This window comes from Peribacillus sp. YIM B13482, from assembly GCF_042787975.1.
In the GTDB taxonomy this organism is placed as follows: Bacteria; Bacillota; Bacilli; order Bacillales; family DSM-1321; genus Peribacillus; species Peribacillus simplex_A.
Window position 1 is genome coordinate 42,806 of the sequence record NZ_JBHZPF010000018.1, and the last position, 17,629, is coordinate 60,434.

17 protein-coding genes are annotated in these 17,629 nt (G+C 42.3%); 1 reads left to right on the top strand and 16 read right to left on the bottom strand.

Going from position 1 to position 17,629, the window contains the following annotated elements:
* Positions 1-10: 10 nt before the first annotated feature.
* From ACFX4L_RS11120 to ACFX4L_RS11175, 12 genes are all read right to left on the bottom strand, one after another.
* Positions 11-646, bottom strand: coding sequence for a DUF7010 family protein (locus tag ACFX4L_RS11120; RefSeq protein WP_284469848.1), 636 nt, complete (start codon positions 644-646; stop codon positions 11-13).
* Positions 647-840: 194 nt separating this feature from the next.
* Positions 841-2,304: an amino acid permease gene (locus tag ACFX4L_RS11125; protein WP_377405139.1), complete on the bottom strand. Its 1,464-nt coding sequence runs from the start codon at positions 2,302-2,304 to the stop codon at positions 841-843.
* A gap of 133 nt (positions 2,305-2,437) precedes the next feature.
* Entirely contained in the window at positions 2,438-3,763 is a 1,326-nt protein-coding gene (locus ACFX4L_RS11130) for a peptidase (RefSeq protein WP_377405142.1), read from the bottom strand.
* Between the two features lie 11 nt (positions 3,764-3,774).
* Entirely contained in the window at positions 3,775-4,956 is a 1,182-nt protein-coding gene (locus ACFX4L_RS11135; RefSeq protein ID WP_284469845.1) for a thiolase family protein, read from the bottom strand.
* Positions 4,957-4,975: 19 nt separating this feature from the next.
* Entirely contained in the window at positions 4,976-5,638 is a 663-nt protein-coding gene (locus ACFX4L_RS11140) for a 3-oxoacid CoA-transferase subunit B (RefSeq protein ID WP_284469844.1), read from the bottom strand.
* The gene (locus ACFX4L_RS11145; RefSeq protein WP_061464614.1) at positions 5,623-6,321 is read right to left on the bottom strand and encodes a CoA transferase subunit A; all 699 of its coding nucleotides are present in this window, start codon (positions 6,319-6,321) and stop codon (positions 5,623-5,625) included. The genes ACFX4L_RS11140 and ACFX4L_RS11145 overlap by 16 nt, the downstream gene beginning before the upstream one ends.
* Positions 6,322-6,331: 10 nt before the next feature.
* On the bottom strand, positions 6,332-7,699 hold the full coding sequence (locus ACFX4L_RS11150) for an aspartate aminotransferase family protein (RefSeq protein WP_377405146.1): 1,368 nt from the start codon (positions 7,697-7,699) through the stop codon (positions 6,332-6,334).
* A 91-nt stretch (positions 7,700-7,790) separates the two neighbouring features.
* Entirely contained in the window at positions 7,791-8,021 is a 231-nt protein-coding gene (locus ACFX4L_RS11155) for a ferredoxin (RefSeq protein WP_061464616.1), read from the bottom strand.
* 13 nt (positions 8,022-8,034) lie between these two features.
* The gene (ablB, locus tag ACFX4L_RS11160; protein ID WP_284469843.1) at positions 8,035-8,898 is read right to left on the bottom strand and encodes a putative beta-lysine N-acetyltransferase; all 864 of its coding nucleotides are present in this window, start codon (positions 8,896-8,898) and stop codon (positions 8,035-8,037) included.
* 65 nt (positions 8,899-8,963) lie between these two features.
* Positions 8,964-9,230 (bottom strand): YokU family protein, encoded by a 267-nt coding sequence (locus ACFX4L_RS11165; RefSeq protein WP_089364105.1) that lies wholly within the window; start codon positions 9,228-9,230, stop codon positions 8,964-8,966.
* Positions 9,231-9,232: 2 nt separating this feature from the next.
* Positions 9,233-10,675, bottom strand: a complete 1,443-nt coding sequence (kamA, locus tag ACFX4L_RS11170; protein WP_061466183.1) for a lysine 2,3-aminomutase — start codon at positions 10,673-10,675, stop codon at positions 9,233-9,235.
* A 271-nt stretch (positions 10,676-10,946) separates the two neighbouring features.
* Positions 10,947-12,428: a sigma-54 interaction domain-containing protein gene (locus ACFX4L_RS11175; RefSeq protein ID WP_377405149.1), complete on the bottom strand. Its 1,482-nt coding sequence runs from the start codon at positions 12,426-12,428 to the stop codon at positions 10,947-10,949.
* Positions 12,429-12,599: 171 nt separating this feature from the next.
* Here ACFX4L_RS11175 and ACFX4L_RS11180 point away from each other — a divergent pair, with 171 nt between their 5' ends.
* Positions 12,600-13,112, top strand: coding sequence for a GNAT family N-acetyltransferase (locus tag ACFX4L_RS11180; protein ID WP_377405180.1), 513 nt, complete (start codon positions 12,600-12,602; stop codon positions 13,110-13,112).
* Positions 13,113-13,358: 246 nt separating this feature from the next.
* Here the strand turns inward: ACFX4L_RS11180 and ACFX4L_RS11185 are convergent, their stop codons facing one another.
* The 4 genes from ACFX4L_RS11185 to ACFX4L_RS11200 form a co-directional block, all read right to left on the bottom strand.
* A complete protein-coding gene (locus tag ACFX4L_RS11185; RefSeq protein ID WP_317778876.1) occupies positions 13,359-13,916 on the bottom strand; it encodes a hypothetical protein in 558 nt (185 codons plus the stop codon).
* Between the two features lie 16 nt (positions 13,917-13,932).
* Positions 13,933-14,799, bottom strand: coding sequence for an SAR2788 family putative toxin (locus tag ACFX4L_RS11190; RefSeq protein WP_317778875.1), 867 nt, complete (start codon positions 14,797-14,799; stop codon positions 13,933-13,935).
* An 11-nt stretch (positions 14,800-14,810) separates the two neighbouring features.
* A complete protein-coding gene (locus tag ACFX4L_RS11195) occupies positions 14,811-15,752 on the bottom strand; it encodes a S8 family peptidase (RefSeq protein ID WP_377384653.1) in 942 nt (313 codons plus the stop codon).
* Positions 15,753-16,487: 735 nt separating this feature from the next.
* Positions 16,488-17,378 carry a M15 family metallopeptidase gene (locus ACFX4L_RS11200; protein ID WP_317779001.1) on the bottom strand — a complete coding sequence of 297 codons (891 nt, stop codon included), beginning with the start codon at positions 17,376-17,378 and terminating at the stop codon, positions 16,488-16,490.
* Positions 17,379-17,629 lie beyond the last annotated feature (251 nt).

The window sequence follows — 17,629 nt, forward strand, 5'->3', positions numbered from 1 at the left end:
TTTCATTGATTCATTCTTCATCGGCTATCGTTCGACTTGAATTCTTTATTCCAAGCCATATCGTAAGTCCAGTGGTCCAGAGTATTAGCGCGCATCCAAAGCCGAGCAATGATAACGGTGCAAGGATTTGATGCTCCCCAACCATGACGGTGTCTGGCACAATCAGCCATGTGATAAGCGCCAATAAGCAGAGAAGCACACCTGTTGCATAATAAACCTTGATTTGGAAAAGTGACGCCAATGGTAAAAAATGAATCCCTACAATAATGGCGATGACCCCCGGTATAAGATCGGTGTGATTGATCAAGTTACAGATGGTAATGGCAATCCCAATCAGCAAACCTTCGGCAATGAAGACCATATTAAACAAAAATCCGATACGCTTAAGACGTCTTGCCCCATCATCTGAAACTTGATTGGACATTTTTTGTGATGCATGTATTAATGAAATGCCAACGATAACCATGATGATTCCCACGAATATGGCTGCGAGTTCCACGTAGGGAAACCCCCACCCTTGCAATCCCATTACACCGGTACCCGCCCACAGTGTTCCGAAGACCGCCATGAAAATGACTCCAATTCCAGAACCGCGAAACGCCTCTTTCATCATCAGTTTCCTTTCATCCACAGTATAATCGTACATAGAATAATATTGCACCACTTCCCCAATTATTCAGCTATAAAAAAATCATTTGAGATGAGATAATTGCCGTTTCAGAGATATAATTCGATTTTCGCAGATATATTCCGTTTTTCGAAGATATAATTGGGTTTCGATACAAATCTTCATGAAAAAAACCTGAGTCCTCCAAGGGGTCTCAGGTTTTTTCATTCATATCAAGCCACATCTGATTTGTCAAATTGACAATCTTTTAATGAAATTAATTTGGTCTTATGATAAATCTTGTATCCTAGCCAAATCGCCAGGAATAGCGGCAGTCCGATATAGGAGACAGCGACGCCATACCAGTCGATGCTGCCGCTTAGGAATGCTTCATAGTTCTGCCCTGCAATGACACCCATGCAAAGGACGAATGAAAGAATCGGACCGAATGGAAACCATTTTGCTTTATATTTCAATTCGTTTATGTCACCGCCCTGTGCGACGTAGGCGCGTCTAAAGCGATAATGGCTTATGGCTATTCCAATCCAGGCGATAAAGCCGGTTAGCCCCGATGCGTTTAATAGCCATGTAAATACATGATCCCCAAAAATGGAGGTCAAGAAGGCGAGCCCGCCAATTAATGCCGTAAGAATCAAAGCATTCATCGGGATTCCCCTGTGGTTGACTTTAGCAAGGAATTTGGGAGCTTGATTATCTTTCGCCATCGACCATAACATCCGCGTTGAAGCATAAAGCCCCGAGTTCCCTGCGGATAGTAAGGAAGTCAATACGACAGCATTCATGACGGATGCCGCGAATGCAAATCCTGCGCGTTCAAAAACAAGCGTGAAAGGGCTTACAGAAACATTTTCCACATCCCCGTTCAGCAAACTTGGACTTGTATAAGGAATTAACAGGCCGAGTATCAGGATGGCCCCGATGTAAAACAATAGGATGCGCCAAAATACTTGGCGGATCGCATTCGGGACATTTTTTTCGGGATTCTCACTTTCACCGGCAGCAATACCAACCAGTTCCGTGCCTTGAAAGGAAAAGCCGGCTATTAGAAAGATGCTGATGATCGATAAAAACCCTCCCTTGAATGGTGCCTCACCCATGGTGAAATTTTCGAACCCGATCACCTTTCCGCCAAAAACCCCTAAGATGGTCAATAATCCAATAATGATAAAGAAAATGATGGCCACGACTTTTATTAAAGCAAACCAATATTCAGATTCACCATAGCTTTTAATGGATAGGGCGTTGAGGGTGAAGACGATTCCTAGAAATAATGCACTCCATATAAGGCTCGGTACATCAGGGAACCAGAATTTCATGATGATGGCTGCTGCAGCTATTTCCACGGCAAGGGTGACTGCCCAGTTAAACCAATAATTCCAGCCAAGTGCAAAGCCGAATGCGGGATCTACAAAGCGTGTGGCGTAGGTCGAAAATGATCCCGATACAGGCATATATGTCGCCATTTCCCCTAAGCTTGTCATAAGGAAATAAACCATGATCCCAATGCATGCATATGCAGCGAGGGCACCACCGGGCCCTGCGCTTTGGATGGTTGCCCCGCTTGCCAGGAATAATCCGGTTCCGATTGAACCGCCTATGGCAATCATGGTCATATGCCTTGCTTTCAGTTTCCTTTTAACTGTCGGTTCTTGATTATCAATGAGATTCATGTCCATATGGTTCCTACCTCATTTTCTATTAAAGTTAAAAGATTTATATAGTCTCCAACAATCGCTTTTTCGGAAGACTATATTCGAACTAAGGGATAACATGATATTTCAGGCTTTACTGACTATGCTAGTATCTGGTTTAATTTCCATTGCCTGGTATCGTCAGCCTATTCCCAGCCGGAATAACCTCATCCTGCTCAATGTCCATTCCACACCATTGAATTAAAGTAAGGGCGATGATCTCCGCTGCCGAGAACACATTGTCGAGTAGGATGTATTCATTTGGATAGTGGGCAACCTCGGTTACTCCAGGCCCGAACACGATTGCAGGCGTTTCACCGACATGTGTCAGCAATCCCCCATCCGTTCCCCACGGAGAGGCCTCGATTACCGGGTCCTGTCCTGCAACCCGACGAAATTGATGGACAAGCGCATTCATCAGTTCATGTTCCACATCAATTGCCCCTGGAACCCAACGTGCCCCGAACCATTCCAATACGGGCGGATTTTCCTTGAACCATTCGTCCACTTCTTTCAGCTGCAATAACCAGTCGGCCATTTCTTCCTTCGCCTGCTCCATCGTTTCCTCCGGCGCAACGCCCATCCTCCCTTCGATTTTCACAAGGTCTGGAACGGATGACGGCCAATTACCACCTTCAATGACACCTAGATTGATTGGAATCGGAATAGGCGTGTTTTGATAAAGCGGATCACTGATACGTGCATTTCGCTTTTCTTCCAAGGCACGAATATGATTGATGACGGTCATGCTTTTTTCAATGGCACTAACGCCTTCATACCTTGTTCCGCCATGGGCTGACCGCCCTTTAACATGGACCCGGAACCACATCGAACCCTGCTGTTTCGGAAAAATCCTCATATTCGTCGGTTCAGGAATAAGGGCAGCATCTGCTTTATATCCCCTCAGGACGGCCGCTAATGTTCCGGCCCCGCCGCTTTCTTCTTCAATCACACTTTGAAAAATGACATCTCCTTTTAATTGGATGCCATTTTCCTTCAATGCCTGCATCGCAAGGATCAGCGATACATTTCCACCTTTCATATCGGTTACACCGCGACCAAACATTCTTCCATTCTTAATGGCTCCACTATATGGGTCGTCGTCCCACTGCTCCCGGTCCCCATCCGGAACCACATCGATGTGTCCGTTCAAAATGATGGAACGGCCGCCTCCAGTCCCTTTCATGATACCTACCACATTGGGGCTGTTTGAAAAATCACTGCGTGGAGAATAGAAATAAGAATGCTTTTTCAGCTCGCCGCCGTCAGGTTCCCAACTATCGATCTGCAAACCCATTTCCTGAAGCTTCTGGGCGACAATGGCTTGTGCCCCTGCTTCATTTCCTTGCGTACTCGGGGCTTGTACCATTTTTTGCAATAGGTCTGTTCCTTCTTCCCGATGATCCTTGATCCATTGGTTTATCCGTTTTTTTATATCCGGCACTTTTATCCTCCTTATTTACACATATTCTGATAGATTACTGAAAGTCCCATTCCACCTGCCATACACAACGTTACCATTCCGTACTTAACTTGTGAACGCAACATTTCATGCATCAGTGTGACTGTTAATTTTGCACCTGTTGCTCCTACAGGGTGACCAAGTGCAATTGCCCCTCCATTGACATTGACGATATCCGGATTCAAATCTAACTCCTTGATCACTGCAAGTGCTTGGGCAGCAAAGGCTTCATTAAGTTCAATCAGTCCGATATCCTCTAACGATAGACCTGCTTTTTCCAATGCCTTTCGAGTCGCTGGTACAGGTCCAATCCCCATAACTCCAGGTTCAACACCTGCACTGGCGAAAGCCTTGATTTTCAAGAGCGGTTTTAATCCCTCTTTTTCTGCTTGCTGTTTGGACATTAATAGTAAAGCTGCCGCTCCATCATTCATGGGACAGGCATTTCCTGCTGTAATGGTTCCTTCATTTTTGAATACTGCTGGAAGACTGGCTAGCTGATTCAGATGAATGTCCTCGCGTACCCCTTCGTCATGGTTAAAGATTTGAAGACCTTTTCGATCCTTGATTTTGAGCGGAATAATTTCTCGCTCAAAGCGACCCTCTTCCATAGCTTTCCAAGCCTTCTTGTGGCTTTGATAAGCAAATTGATCCTGTTCTTCACGACGGATGCCGTATTTTTCAGCCAGGCGCTCGGCTGTTATTCCCATATGCTCATTTCCCAAGGAACATATTAATCCATCTGCCAGCAGAGCATCCTCCATCGTTACGTTTCCAAATTTACCGCCCCATCTATTTTTCACGATATAAGGCACATTGCTCATGCTCTCCACTCCGCCGGCAATGATTACGTCCTCTTGACCAGCAGCGATAGTTAAAGCAGCGTTGGTAATGGCCTTTAAACCTGATCCACATGCTTTGATTACAACGTGCCCTGGGACACTGTACGGGAAATTTGCCATCTGCGACGAAATTCGGGCCGAGTTAAGGCCGCCTCCATGGACATAGCCATGCCCGAAAATCACTTCATTGACCTTTTCTTTACTTAACCCGTAATTCTCCATTAGACCTTCCAATACTTGACGGCCCAATTCGGTAGCATTAACATTCCGGAGTGATTTACCAAAGGATCCAACTGCAGTTCGCGCCCCAGCAACGATGACAACCTCATTCATGCTTTTTTCCTCCTCTTACCTATTCAATGCTGTTTACAGTAGCCTCGATTTTCAGCGTCGCCTCTGTATTCCTTATCACATCATCCACCGTATATGGCGCCATGACTTCCTTCAGTACCAAACCCTCTTCCGTAACTTCCATGACAGCCATATCCGTAATGATCAAATCCACACTCTGCCTTGCCGTCAATGGAAGCGTACATGTCTTCAATATCTTCGATTCACCCTGCTTATTCACGTGATTCATCAAGACGATCACCTTTTTGGCCTTCTGGGCAAGCTCCATCGCCCCGCCCATCCCCGGTACCCGCTTACCTGGGACGATCCAATTCGCCAAGTCCCCCTTTTCACTGACTTCCAAGGCTCCAAGGATGGTGATGTCGATGTATCCTTTCCTGATCATTCCAAATGCTGTTGCACTGTCAAAATATGAAGCTCCCATTACAGTGGTGATCGGGAACCCTCCTGCGTTACAGAGAGCAGGATCTTCTTTCCCCGGATCCGGACTTGGACCTGTACCGAGAACCCCATTTTCCGCATGGAACAGCACATGGATATCTTGAGGTATATGGTCGGCCACCAAGGTAGGGATGCCGATGCCTAAATTGACGATCAAGCCGTCATGGATTTCCTTGGCGGCGCGTTTCGCGATGCGATTTCGTACATCTACTGCCATGCCCATTTCCAATTCACCCCTTTTGTCGGAATCACCATATCTACATAAATGCCTGGTGTGGCAATGCACTCAGGATCCAATTCGCCTACAGGAACGATTTCTTCCACTTCCGCAATCGTGAAGGCACCAGCCATCGCTACCAGCGGATTGAAGTTACACGCAGTCTTGTCGTACACCAAATTCCCAAGCGAATCTGCCTTTTTAGCATGGACGATGCTGACTTCAGAGGTCAAAGCGGTTTCCACCAAAAATTCTTTTCCTTCTATAACAATCTTGTCCTTGCCTTCTTCGGCTATCGTGCCAATCCCGACATCGACAAAAATCCCGCCTAAGCCTACACCGCCAGCACGGATCCGTTCAGCTAATGTCCCTTGCGGTGAAAATTCCACTTGCAGCTTTCCTTCAGTCATGAGCCTGCCTGCATTAGGATTGGATCCGATATGTGATGCGATGACTTTCTTTGCCCTTTCAGCAGTCACAAGCCGGCCAATGCCGATATCAGGGAATCCAGTATCATTGCCAATCAAAGTCAGTTCCTTGACTCCCTTGGCAAGGATACCCTGTACGAGCGTGGGGGGAGTCCCCACTCCGCCAAATCCACCATACATGAGTGTGCAGCCATCGGAAATATGCTCCAGTGCTTCTTCGATTGTCACTATTTTGTTATTCTTCGTAATGGCCTGCTTCATACCGTTCCTCCTAAATAGCCTGCATGTCCTCAATCAAACCCTCCGAGTGCAATTCATGCTGCAACTCTTCAAGGGAAGCTTCCAGTATCTTGACGAGGCGATCGATTTCTTCATTCGTAATGACTAATGGCGGAGATAGGATAACCGCATCACCGGCAATTCCTTCAATCGCACCTGCAGCAGGATAGATCAACAACCCCTTCGCAAAAGCCTTATTGACAAGCCTTGTAGTAAGGCCGACTTGCATGTCGAATGGCGTTTTTGAAATCCGATTGGAGACAAACTCAAGTCCAAGGAGAAGCCCTTTCCCTCGTACATCGCCAATGATATCGAATTTCTTAGCCAGCCCTTGCAGCTTCTTAAACAGGTATTGACCTTTCCCCTCAGCCGCCTGAACCAGGTCATTTCCCTCAAGGTAGGTAAGCACTTCCAATGAAACGGCCGCTGATAAAGGGTTTGCACTATATGTATGGCCGGCCATGATTGAATTCGAGCCTTTTAAAATGGGCTCCATGACACGGTCACTAATCATTGTGGCGGCCATTGGAGTATAGCCCGCGCTCATTCCTTTACCCAATGCGATGATATCCGGGGTGACTCCCCAGTGTTCCATCGCGAACATTTTTCCTGTCCGGCCGATTCCCGTCATTACCTCATCGGCGATAAAGAGAATGTCATAGCTTTCGCAGATTTCCTTAATCCTTTGATAGTAGCCATCCGGCGGTGTTACAGCCCCGGCGGATGCCCCGATGATGGGTTCGGCGATGAAGGCTGCGATATTCTCGGAGCCGACCCTTTGAATGGCTGTCTCCAGTTCATCTGCACACTGAAGCTTGCAGCTGGAAGGGTCACTATTATAAGGACAGCGATAACAGTAGGGAGCAGATATGCTAGGGAAATCCTCCAATAGCGGAACAAAACGTTTTCTCCTTGGTACATGACCTGACATCGATAAAGCGCCCATCGTAATCCCGTGATAACTCGTCCATCTGGAGACAATGCGATTTTTTCGCTCATATCCTTTTTCTTGCCAATGTTGAATCGCTATCTTCATCGCCGTTTCGGTCGCTTCCGATCCACTATTCACGAAAAATGACCAATTCAAATCCCCTGGAGCCAACTCACTTAGCTTCTTGGCTAATGCCTCAGCGGCTTCACTCGTAAAATGGGATCTATATGCAAAAGAAACTTTGCGGGCCTGCTCCGTCATTGCCTCGACAACCTCTAATACACCATGGCCGATACTCGCTGTAACCGCACCTGATGATCCGTCTATATACTGATTTCCATCTATATCATAAAGATAAATTCCATTCCCATGAGAGATAGTGGGATAGTCATGATCTAGAGTAGGCTTAATCAAATGATTGCGTGTCATGTCATCTCTCCTCTTTAACGTTGTACCCACTGTACATTTTTTCTATTAATCAATTAAGTTCCTAATTTGAAAAAATTATAAGAAACCAAGTTTACCAGCTAAAAGGTTCATCCTGAATCAGGATGGATTCTGTAGGGCAGCCTTCCATTGCATCCTGCATGTCATCATGCAGGATCTCCGGAACTTCGGCAATCCCCTGATTATCGTCCAAGATCACGAAAGCGATCCCTTGATCGTCATAGTCATAAATTTCAGGACCTGTTGAACCGCATGCCCCGCACGCAATGCAGGTTTCTTTATCAACCCATGTGTACTTAGCCATAGAAACAATCCTCCTATTTGACGGATAAATCTTTACCCCAAATATTCATGTCCTCATACTTATCCCAAATATTGCAATTCTTCGTTAATCTGCCGCCATATTCATATCCCAGCTGGTGAAAGACGGCATTCATGCCCATTGACAATGATCGTGCCAATGAATATGAACAATATATATTTTTCCTGATCAATTCTTGTTCCAATGCAGAGATGAGCACCTTCATGAAACCATGCTTTCGATGATGGGGGATTGTTGCACAGTCTGTTAATTCAGCATTATGATACATCTCATTCACTTCCGCGGATGCAGCGCTCACGATGGTTCCTTCATATTCGATAACACTGAAGATCGTACCTTCCTCCATCACTTTCTTGATATATCGCTCATCATTCATCGGTGTAGGATAGGTTTCAAAGATGGCACCATATAAATTCGCCAGCTCTTGTGCATCTTCCTCCGTAGCAAACCGTAGGATGTAATTCTCAGGCATTTGCTGGGATTCAATCAGTCTAGGAATCTGACTGACATCTTGGATGACTTTATCTTCCTTGATCCAAAAATCGCTTGTTCGCCTTTCATCCGTTAAATAGAAAGCCATGCAATAGGCATCATTCCCTTTGAAATACCTGCTCAATATTCCTTCCAGCATGAATCCTTGACCCAATGCCACAGATAAATCTTCATTCCTGGCTTTAAGTATCACTTTAGTAAAGCCCTGCTCCTTTGCGATGACAAGCGCCCGAGCAATTGCTTTTTTGATATCTCCCCGATAATCATCCATGCGCAAGCGCTGATTGGAATGATCATGATAGAGCTCCATCGTATAACATTCCCCAGTCTCCACCTGGGTGAAAAAAGGCAGTTTTTGAACAGGCATTATGTATCCCCCTTATTTAAAGAATTCGGGAGAAGAGATGCATATCATCCGCTTCTCCCGGCATTCTATTTCCAATTGAATAATTTCTTAACGGGTGCCTGAAGAAGCTGATCATACGTAAACTCATCAGGGTATTCACTCACATCATATATGGATAAGGCTTCATCAACCTTTTGATTCATCGAATCAGACACATAGATTCCACATTCCGGACAGTTCAAGGCTGGAACTTGAAGGACCCTTATTGAGCGTTTCCCATCAGGCATGATCCAGTAACAATCCTTCTTTTCGCTTTCTTCTACGTTAGGGGCATTACACCAGAGGCAATCCATCTTTATTCCCCCTTGCCTTCAGAATTCACCGAGCCGCTTCCGACCAAGGCGTTCTTTTTTTCTTGGGCTTTCCTTAATTTTTCCTTCATTTCGTCCCGTTTATCACGGCGATCCTTCAATGATGCATGTTCACCAGTGCTTTCATACGCTTTTCTCTTATCAAGACGGCGAAGGCCCTCTGGCACCAAGTTGAATTTCTCGTCCGTCATGAGAGCGGAAATCCCGACAGCTTCTTTCCTGTCCTCAGTACCATACACTTCATCAAAGTAAGCATCCGCACTGCCGGCAACATAATTCTTCGGCTCCGGATAACTTGTGATCACTCCTTCAAAGTTCCGTAAAACGACTTTATCCGGACTTTGAGAAAGCAGGTAATTCGGAGTCAAGGCAATCTTTCCGCCTCCGCCAGGTGCATCCACCACAAAGGTTGGCACCGCATATCCTGATGTATGGCCGCGCAGCGCTTCAATGATTTCCAGTCCTTTTGAAACCGGCGCCCTGAAATGCCCGATCCCTTCAGATAGATCACATTGATAAATGTAATAAGGCCTTACCCTTGCTTTAACACAGTCATGCATAAGCTTTTTCATGATATGTACACTATCGTTGATACCAGCCAGGATAACAGCCTGATTACCAAGCGGCACCCCTGCCATCGACAGCATGTCACATGCTTTTTTCGCTTCATCCGTCAGTTCAAGTGAATGATTGAAATGTGTATTTAACCAAATCGGATGGTATTTCTTCAGAATATTGCATAAATTTTCTGTAATCCTCTGCGGGAAAACGACCGGTGCACGTGTGCCGATCCGAATGATTTCCACATGCGGGATGGCACGTAAGTTACTCAATACGTATTCAAGGATCTTATCATTGATCAACAGGCCGTCTCCTCCAGAGATCAACACGTCCCTTACTTCCGGGGTATTCCGGATATATTCAATCGCCCCATCCAGCTGCTTCTTGGGAACACCCATGCCTACCTGACCTGAAAAACGGCGTCGTGTACAATACCGGCAGTACATGGAGCATTGGTTCGTCACAAGGAATAGAACGCGATCCGGATAACGATGTGTCAATCCTGGAACAGGGGAATCCTCATCCTCATGCAGCGGATCCTCCAAATCATATCTAGTCTTGTTCATTTCTGCCGAAAGCGGTACCGACTGTAAACGAATAGGACAGCGAGGATCATCAGGATTCATCAAAGATGCATAATAAGGCGTAATGTTCAATGGAATCGTTTGAGTCGAAATCCGGACTCCTTCCTCTTCATCCGGTGTCAAATTGACGACCTTTTTCAAATCATCCAGTGTTTTAATCGTATTGGTCAATTGCCAGATCCAATCATTCCACTGCTCTTCCGTTACGTCCTTCCACAATTCGATATCATTATAATGCCTGCGTCCACCAAGGTATTCTTTATTTTTTACATCAATTCCCATCAAATTCATTTAAAATTACCTCCCCTTATTCTAAGAACTTATAAATATATACTCGCAAGAATGATGCCAACATTCAAATCAAGGAAAACGTAAGTAAAAGGGGGTAAACCTACCTTAAAACCGCAAGATATTTTTCATTACGCATAATTTTTTGCAGCCAGATTATTTGCACTAAGCAGAAAATTCAAAAAATGAGGGCCTCGACACACGAGAGCCCTCTTCAAGGTACATCATCTTTAAGGAAGTGACAGCGTTTTCAAAAAATCTCAATTTATTTCGATTCCTTCGATCCTGCCGAATAAACTTTTTCAATGCCATACTTATTTAACTTATATTGCAGTCCCTGTCTTTTAATATTGAGGGCTTCAGCCGTTTTGCTGATATTCCCGTTATATTTCTCAAACATATTGATGATCATTTCCCTTTCCATTTCTTCAAGAACGACAGGTAAATCAATCTTATTTTTCAATGGGGTAGGATGGTTCTGCGCATTTGATGCAGCGTAATTTCCAGAAGGAAAAAGATAGGCAGGAAGATGATGTTCATCAATCATATCTTCCCCTGCGTCCATGACATTAAAGGTTAACTCGATGGCATGTCCCAGTTCACGAATGTTCCCGGGCCATGGATATTGAAGAAGCCGCTGCATCGCCTTATGACTGATCCCGCGCACTTCCGTAAAAAATGATTTGTTGAATTTTTGAATAAAGTGATTGACGATTTCCGGAATATCCGTTTTACGCTCCAGAAGTGAAGGCATTTGGATCGTCACAACATTCAGGCGAAAAAATAAATCCGAGCGAATGATTCCCCGCTCCAACGCCTCTTCTGGAGAAATGTTCATCGCAGCAATGATCTTCAAATTAACCTTTTGCTCCTTCGAACCCCCAACACGGCGCACCTCGCCTTCCTGAAGCACCCGCAGCAATTTTGCCTGCAGACCGAGGTCGAGGCTATTCAGCTCATCAAGGAAAAGGGTCCCGCCATTTGCCTGTTCAAAAATGCCCATACGATCCATTGCTCCGGTAAAAGCCCCTTTCGTCGTGCCGAACAGAAGCCCCTCCATCAATTCCTTTGGTACAGCCGCACAATTTTGCGCGATGAAAGGCTGATTTCTATGAGCACTTACATTATGTATACTTTGAGCGACCAATTCTTTCCCTGTCCCTGTAGGTCCATAAATCATGACTGGGGAATGTGTACGGGCCGCTTTTTTCGCCAATGATATGGCTTGCTGAAAAGCAGGGCTAGTACCGATCAAATCACTAAAATGATAGGTCGCCGTCCCTTCAGAAAACTTATTTTTCTTATGGGTCTCGGCCAGCTGGGAACGCAAATCGACAATTTGGTCGTACATATTCATGACCTTCGTAATATCCTTTGCGATTTCCACTGCCCCAATAATTACACCATCCTCATACAAAGGATACGTACTATTGATGGACGTTATTTTTTTCTCCTTTAAATTGACATATGTCTGAATGGACTCAATCGTTTCATCGCCTTTTTCCAATGCTACATGCAGCGTACTGGATTCATCAGTCAATGAAGGATAAAGCTGAAAAATATTCTCCCCCAGCACCTGTTCACGATCAAGCCCGTCAATATGTGCCATCATTTCATTATAGAATACCGTATCCCCATCCTTATTCACGATATGGACGCCCACATTAATCACATTCAATATCCATTCAAATTGAGTGGAAAACTGATTTACTGAAGATTTCATTTCTTCATCTCCGTTCTCTGTCATTTGATAGAATCACCTGTAAATTATAGCATTTAATGGGAAGCATTCATCCCTTTATTCTTATAAGATTAAAACTTCAACATAAAGGCAATAGAATAATAAGGTCAAAAAAAGGAATCTCGCATTAAGCCAAGAAGGTTATATAAGAAAATATAAAATATAGGGGTGATTCAGATTTCAGAACGAAGAAAAGAAACGAAAATAGAAATTAAACCGTGGGAAGATAAAGACCTGGAATTACTTTTTCAACTAAATGCCCCAGAAATGATGGAATATCTTGGCGGACCTGAAGGTAATGAACAAATCCTGAAACGCCATCAACGGTATCTGCAGATTGGGGAGAAGGGATGCATGTTTAGCATCAACTCGTTTCCAGAGGCAGAGGCAGCCGGTTCCGTTGGCTACTGGCAAACAGTGTGGAACGATGAAAATGTGTACGAAATCGGTTGGAGTGTCCTCCCTTCATTTCAGGGAAAAGGGATTGCTTCCCATGCAGTGAAGGCACTGATAGAGAAAATAAAAGCCGAACGAAAATACAAGTACATTCACGCATTCCCCTCAATCCATAATGAAGCGTCAAATGCAATTTGTCGCAAGCTTGACTTCAAGCTTACCTCCGAATGTGAATTCGAATACCCTCCAGGGAGCTTTATGCGTTGCAATGATTGGTGCTTGGAACTTATCTGACAATGGCCCCATTACCCTTAGGATAGTAGTAAATGAAAGAAATTTGGATTGTATTGAATTAAACTCAACCAGTTAAAAGTTTGTCAAAATTTTTAATTACAAACATAGAAGTCCATTCAATAGAGTGACAAAAGCCCACTCTCTCTATAAATAAGGGAGACTGGGCATTTAAATATCTTTTTAGCTCTTTTTTGTTTGATTTCTTGGAAAACGCTTGAGTTATTAATTAAGTAAACACGATAATTATTAATTCAAGAATCCAAATTGTTCTAAATTTTTTAAGTAATATTGAAAATACTCATCTGAAATGTCAGTTGGATACTCTGCGACGCCCCTTTGAATAAGTGAACCTACAATCAACGCATTTAAATAACCATTCAATTTCTCACACTGGTCTCTTACAATAAACTCCGAAATGTATTTGCCATCTTTGCTTTCGAAGAATATATCGATTCTTCTACCTTCTTGTTCATCTAATAGTAAATGGTTGTAATCCCATTCGATTTTTTTTATTTTTTTCTCATTAATCGGATTTTTGTGATTATCCAGGACTTGTTCCTTGTGGTATCGTCTTTCTTCGTTTGAAAACAGTTTATTTAACACCGATGGATCATCTATAACAAGACACGTGAAAATCTTAGAGTATTCTAATTGGTCATCATTGACTAAATCTAGTACTTCTTTTTTTGAAAATTCTCTGGCTTTAAATTTAGAAAAAATACGGTCAACGACTTGTTCCTTAGTTAACGATAATTCATCTTGCCTATATAGGTATTGTTTATATAACTTTTCGTAATTGTTCATTGTTTACCCCCTGCGTTTATTTGACGGGTCCACCGTAAAAAGCATGAGCTTTCGGAGCTCGCTTATAAGGGTGCCAATGCCAGTAATAACCTTTTTTAGGTTTACCATTAAGTTTGTCAACCTCATTTATTGGTTTTCCATTCTTATTAGCCGAAGACGCAACACCTTTTGCTTGATTACTAGAAGTAGACCACGTATCATTCTTCGACTTTATTCTAGCAACTGCCTGAGACTTTGATAAGCCCTTACCAATATATACTCCACCCTTTTTAACACTTGCAGCAAAATGATAATAACTCTTGGATTTTTTGGCTTGAGTAGCAATTACAAAGGCTGTTCCACCAACAATTATCATAGCACCTGTATGAAACAAAGCAGTTAGAACAGCAGGTGACATAGCGAGTCCAATTGGTATTAAGAAAACCAATGACGGTACGCCTTCTTCAGAATTATAGTTGAAAAGTTTTCCAGTTTCAACATCTTCAATAATTGCTTCCAATTCTTCACTTTCCTCTTCGTATTTAATATCCTCAATATTTGCTGTATATTCCTTTAAGACCTTATCACCAGTTTCATTTAATTCTTCCGTAAATAATGATATATGGTCTGCACCTGGTTCTACTTCGACAGTTACTTTAGAAGTTTGCCCTTCTGCATTTTCTAATGAAGTTTCCAAAACAAGTCCATCCGTAGTTATTTCAAAGTTTTCCACTGAAATGTTCTCTTCGGATAACTCATCTTCTAGTGCCTCTCCAATTACATTCTCTTTTACAGAAGTTTTCAGTAAGTGCTCTTCTGCTTTTGGGTGATTAACCGGAAGTAGGCTAACAATCATTGAAAATACTAATAAGATGATAATTTTATTTAAACTCTTCTTATTCATATAAAATCTCCTTACATGTTTTGTATAGTGGGCAAACCATATCCCACAGTATTTTTATCACCATTCACCTTTAGGGATGACTTTTTTAAATATTCATACACTTTTAAGTGGATACTCTTATCCTTAGTAAGATTTTGTCTCGAAAGATATTCCGCAACTACTCCTGTTACATAAGCAGTTGAATAAGACGAACCTTCGTTATATGAGTATCCACCAATATTATTAAGAGACAAAATATTTTCTCCGGGACCAACGAAATCAATTTTACCGATAGCTGAAAACTTTGTAGATTTTTTTTCTTCGTTAATCATTCCTACAGAGATGACATCATCATATCTAGCAGGGAATTGAGCATTTAAACCATAAGTGTTTCCACTTGCAGCGATGAGGATAACTCCCTTATTTAAGGCATCAGCTATTAAGCTTCTTAATTCTGGAAAGTCAGATTGAAATCCAAGGCTCAAATTAATTACGTCCACATTCTGAGTGATCGCCCATTCAAGGCCATTAATGAAGTCTTTTTTATCAATTTTCCCATCATCTTTAATTACCTTAGCTGAATAAACCTCAACACTTTGTGTAACTCCAATAACACCAAATTTGTTGTCATTCGCTGTTATAATACCTGCAATTGCTGTACCGTGCCCTAAATTATCTTCATAAGAGAAAGATGGTCCTATAGAACTAAATTCTTTTACTACCTTCCCTTCCAAATCTTTATGATTCTTATTAATCCCACTATCTAAAATAGCAACTTTTATTTTTTTATCTACATCGCCACTTCTAGAATTACCTACTATATTTATCCCCCATGGGATATGTTGTTTTTTGTCCCACTCATCCTTTTGAACCTTATGCAGAACAAGTTCTTCCTTGGAATATCTTGAAATACTAAAATAGAAAACTCCTACAAAAATACCAAATGAAATAAAGATTAGAATAACTTTTTTCATTAAACAGCCCCTTAAGTCCTTTTAATTATCTAATAAATAATACAATAGACCTAATATAATGGGATGTAAATACCTTTTGATGAAAAAATTAACATTTCAATTTTCAAAAAAATTAATAATATAGGCAATTACTTTGAGAAGTATTTGAAGTCAAAGCCAAATTAACTCATATTAATGGTTGTCTACATTCAAATAGAAAAATTTATAACTTATATATCGATATTATTTTTTTCTCTAATTATTATTTAGTGGATACATGGTCTTTTTGATATGAATTACACCGTCGAAAAGGAAAAGTGATGAGTTAAAGAAATAGACTTTGGATTGCGGTACAAAATGTATATTGGCGTAAATTATAGTTCTAAATATGAGCGAAAGAAACTCATTGCTTTTCATTTAATGCGGCTTATGGCTCTGAGATGACCCTTCGGGGATAAACAAATTGTCCCTGCAGGCTTTAGTTGTCAGTAATCACAAGAAAGTAGAAAACTTGGCAAAACCCATGTCCAATCGAAAAAAAGTGAGAATCACCTATATTAAGAAAAAGTTCAGATCCCACTCTAAGGTTCAGACCATGTTTTTTTACGGTTTGGGCCACAATAAGTAGTCTCTTTTATTTGCTCAAAAATTAAATTAATATTTAAAGGAAAACTAAAAAAATCTCTCGAATAAACAATAGACTTCTACCATCTTTTCATTCATACAAAATTTACACAATACTGTTCTCATTCGCTATCAAGCAAACAATCCATTCCATGTTTCTTTACCTGCTTGCTTATCTGCAGTAATCTTTTTTGCCTTTTGGTATTTATATAATGCCATCTCGGTATTTTCCCCGAATATTGCATCAAGGGGACCGGGGTCAAACCCTTCCATATAAAGTGCTGCCTGCAGGATCCATGTGATATTGCAGCTAGCTCCTTTTTTTATAGTGACGACCGCAGTCTTGGTTTTAGGTCCCCATTTTCCATCGACAACTAGCTTTTTATTGAATTGCTTATTCAGTTCCGCTTGTAAACCTTTTATAAGGGCCGAGCGGGTTTTGGGACCATAAACGCCATCTACGGCAATAGCCGTTTTATATCGGCTATTTATCGTTTTTTGTATGGAAATTATATGGCCATCACCTTTGCTGGTCTTTGGAGAAGTAATAAGAGGTTTTTTTCCTGCTTGTAACTGTTTATAGGATAACCCGCCCGTCATCTCCAAGTGGGGATAATCCCTGAATGAAGTCCAATCCCCGCCCCAGATAAATCCTAACTCTTTACCTATGGCAGCCACACGCTGCCATTTTGAGTTCACTGTCCATATCGCTTTCTTGCCATCATCACTCACAATGAAGAAATCAATAGCCAGTCCATAATTATGATAGGATTGGCCTGGCTTAGCGTTTGTCACAATGGGCTTAGCTAGATTACTATAGTTTTTTCCATTGTAAATATAAACCCGTCCTTGACCGTAAAGCGAAGCTTGTTCTTCCAAAGAACGATAACCCGCACTTATCTGTACATAAATCCCTTCATTATAAGCACGTTCAATCATTTCCAATGCTGAAGCCTTCACAACAGGATTCATCCCTTTGCCCATCTTTTTCACTGATCGATCCAATAACGTTCGTAATGCCACCGTCAATGTAATCCCCCCTATTAAGTTCCGTAAGCCGTTCCCTTTCAGACTTTATATAAGCCTTTTTAATGGAAAAGTAGCATGGTTGGGAAATTTTGTTCTCATTTATTAGAGAATGGAAGTAATAGGTTATTTAACAAACGTTCCAGTCGATTTCAGAAATCCGCTCCCTTTCCGCCGACTGTCTGACAAGCGTCTGTGGGGTCTCGGCTAGCCATTTATTCGGCAGGATTTGTCGCAAATTACTTCAA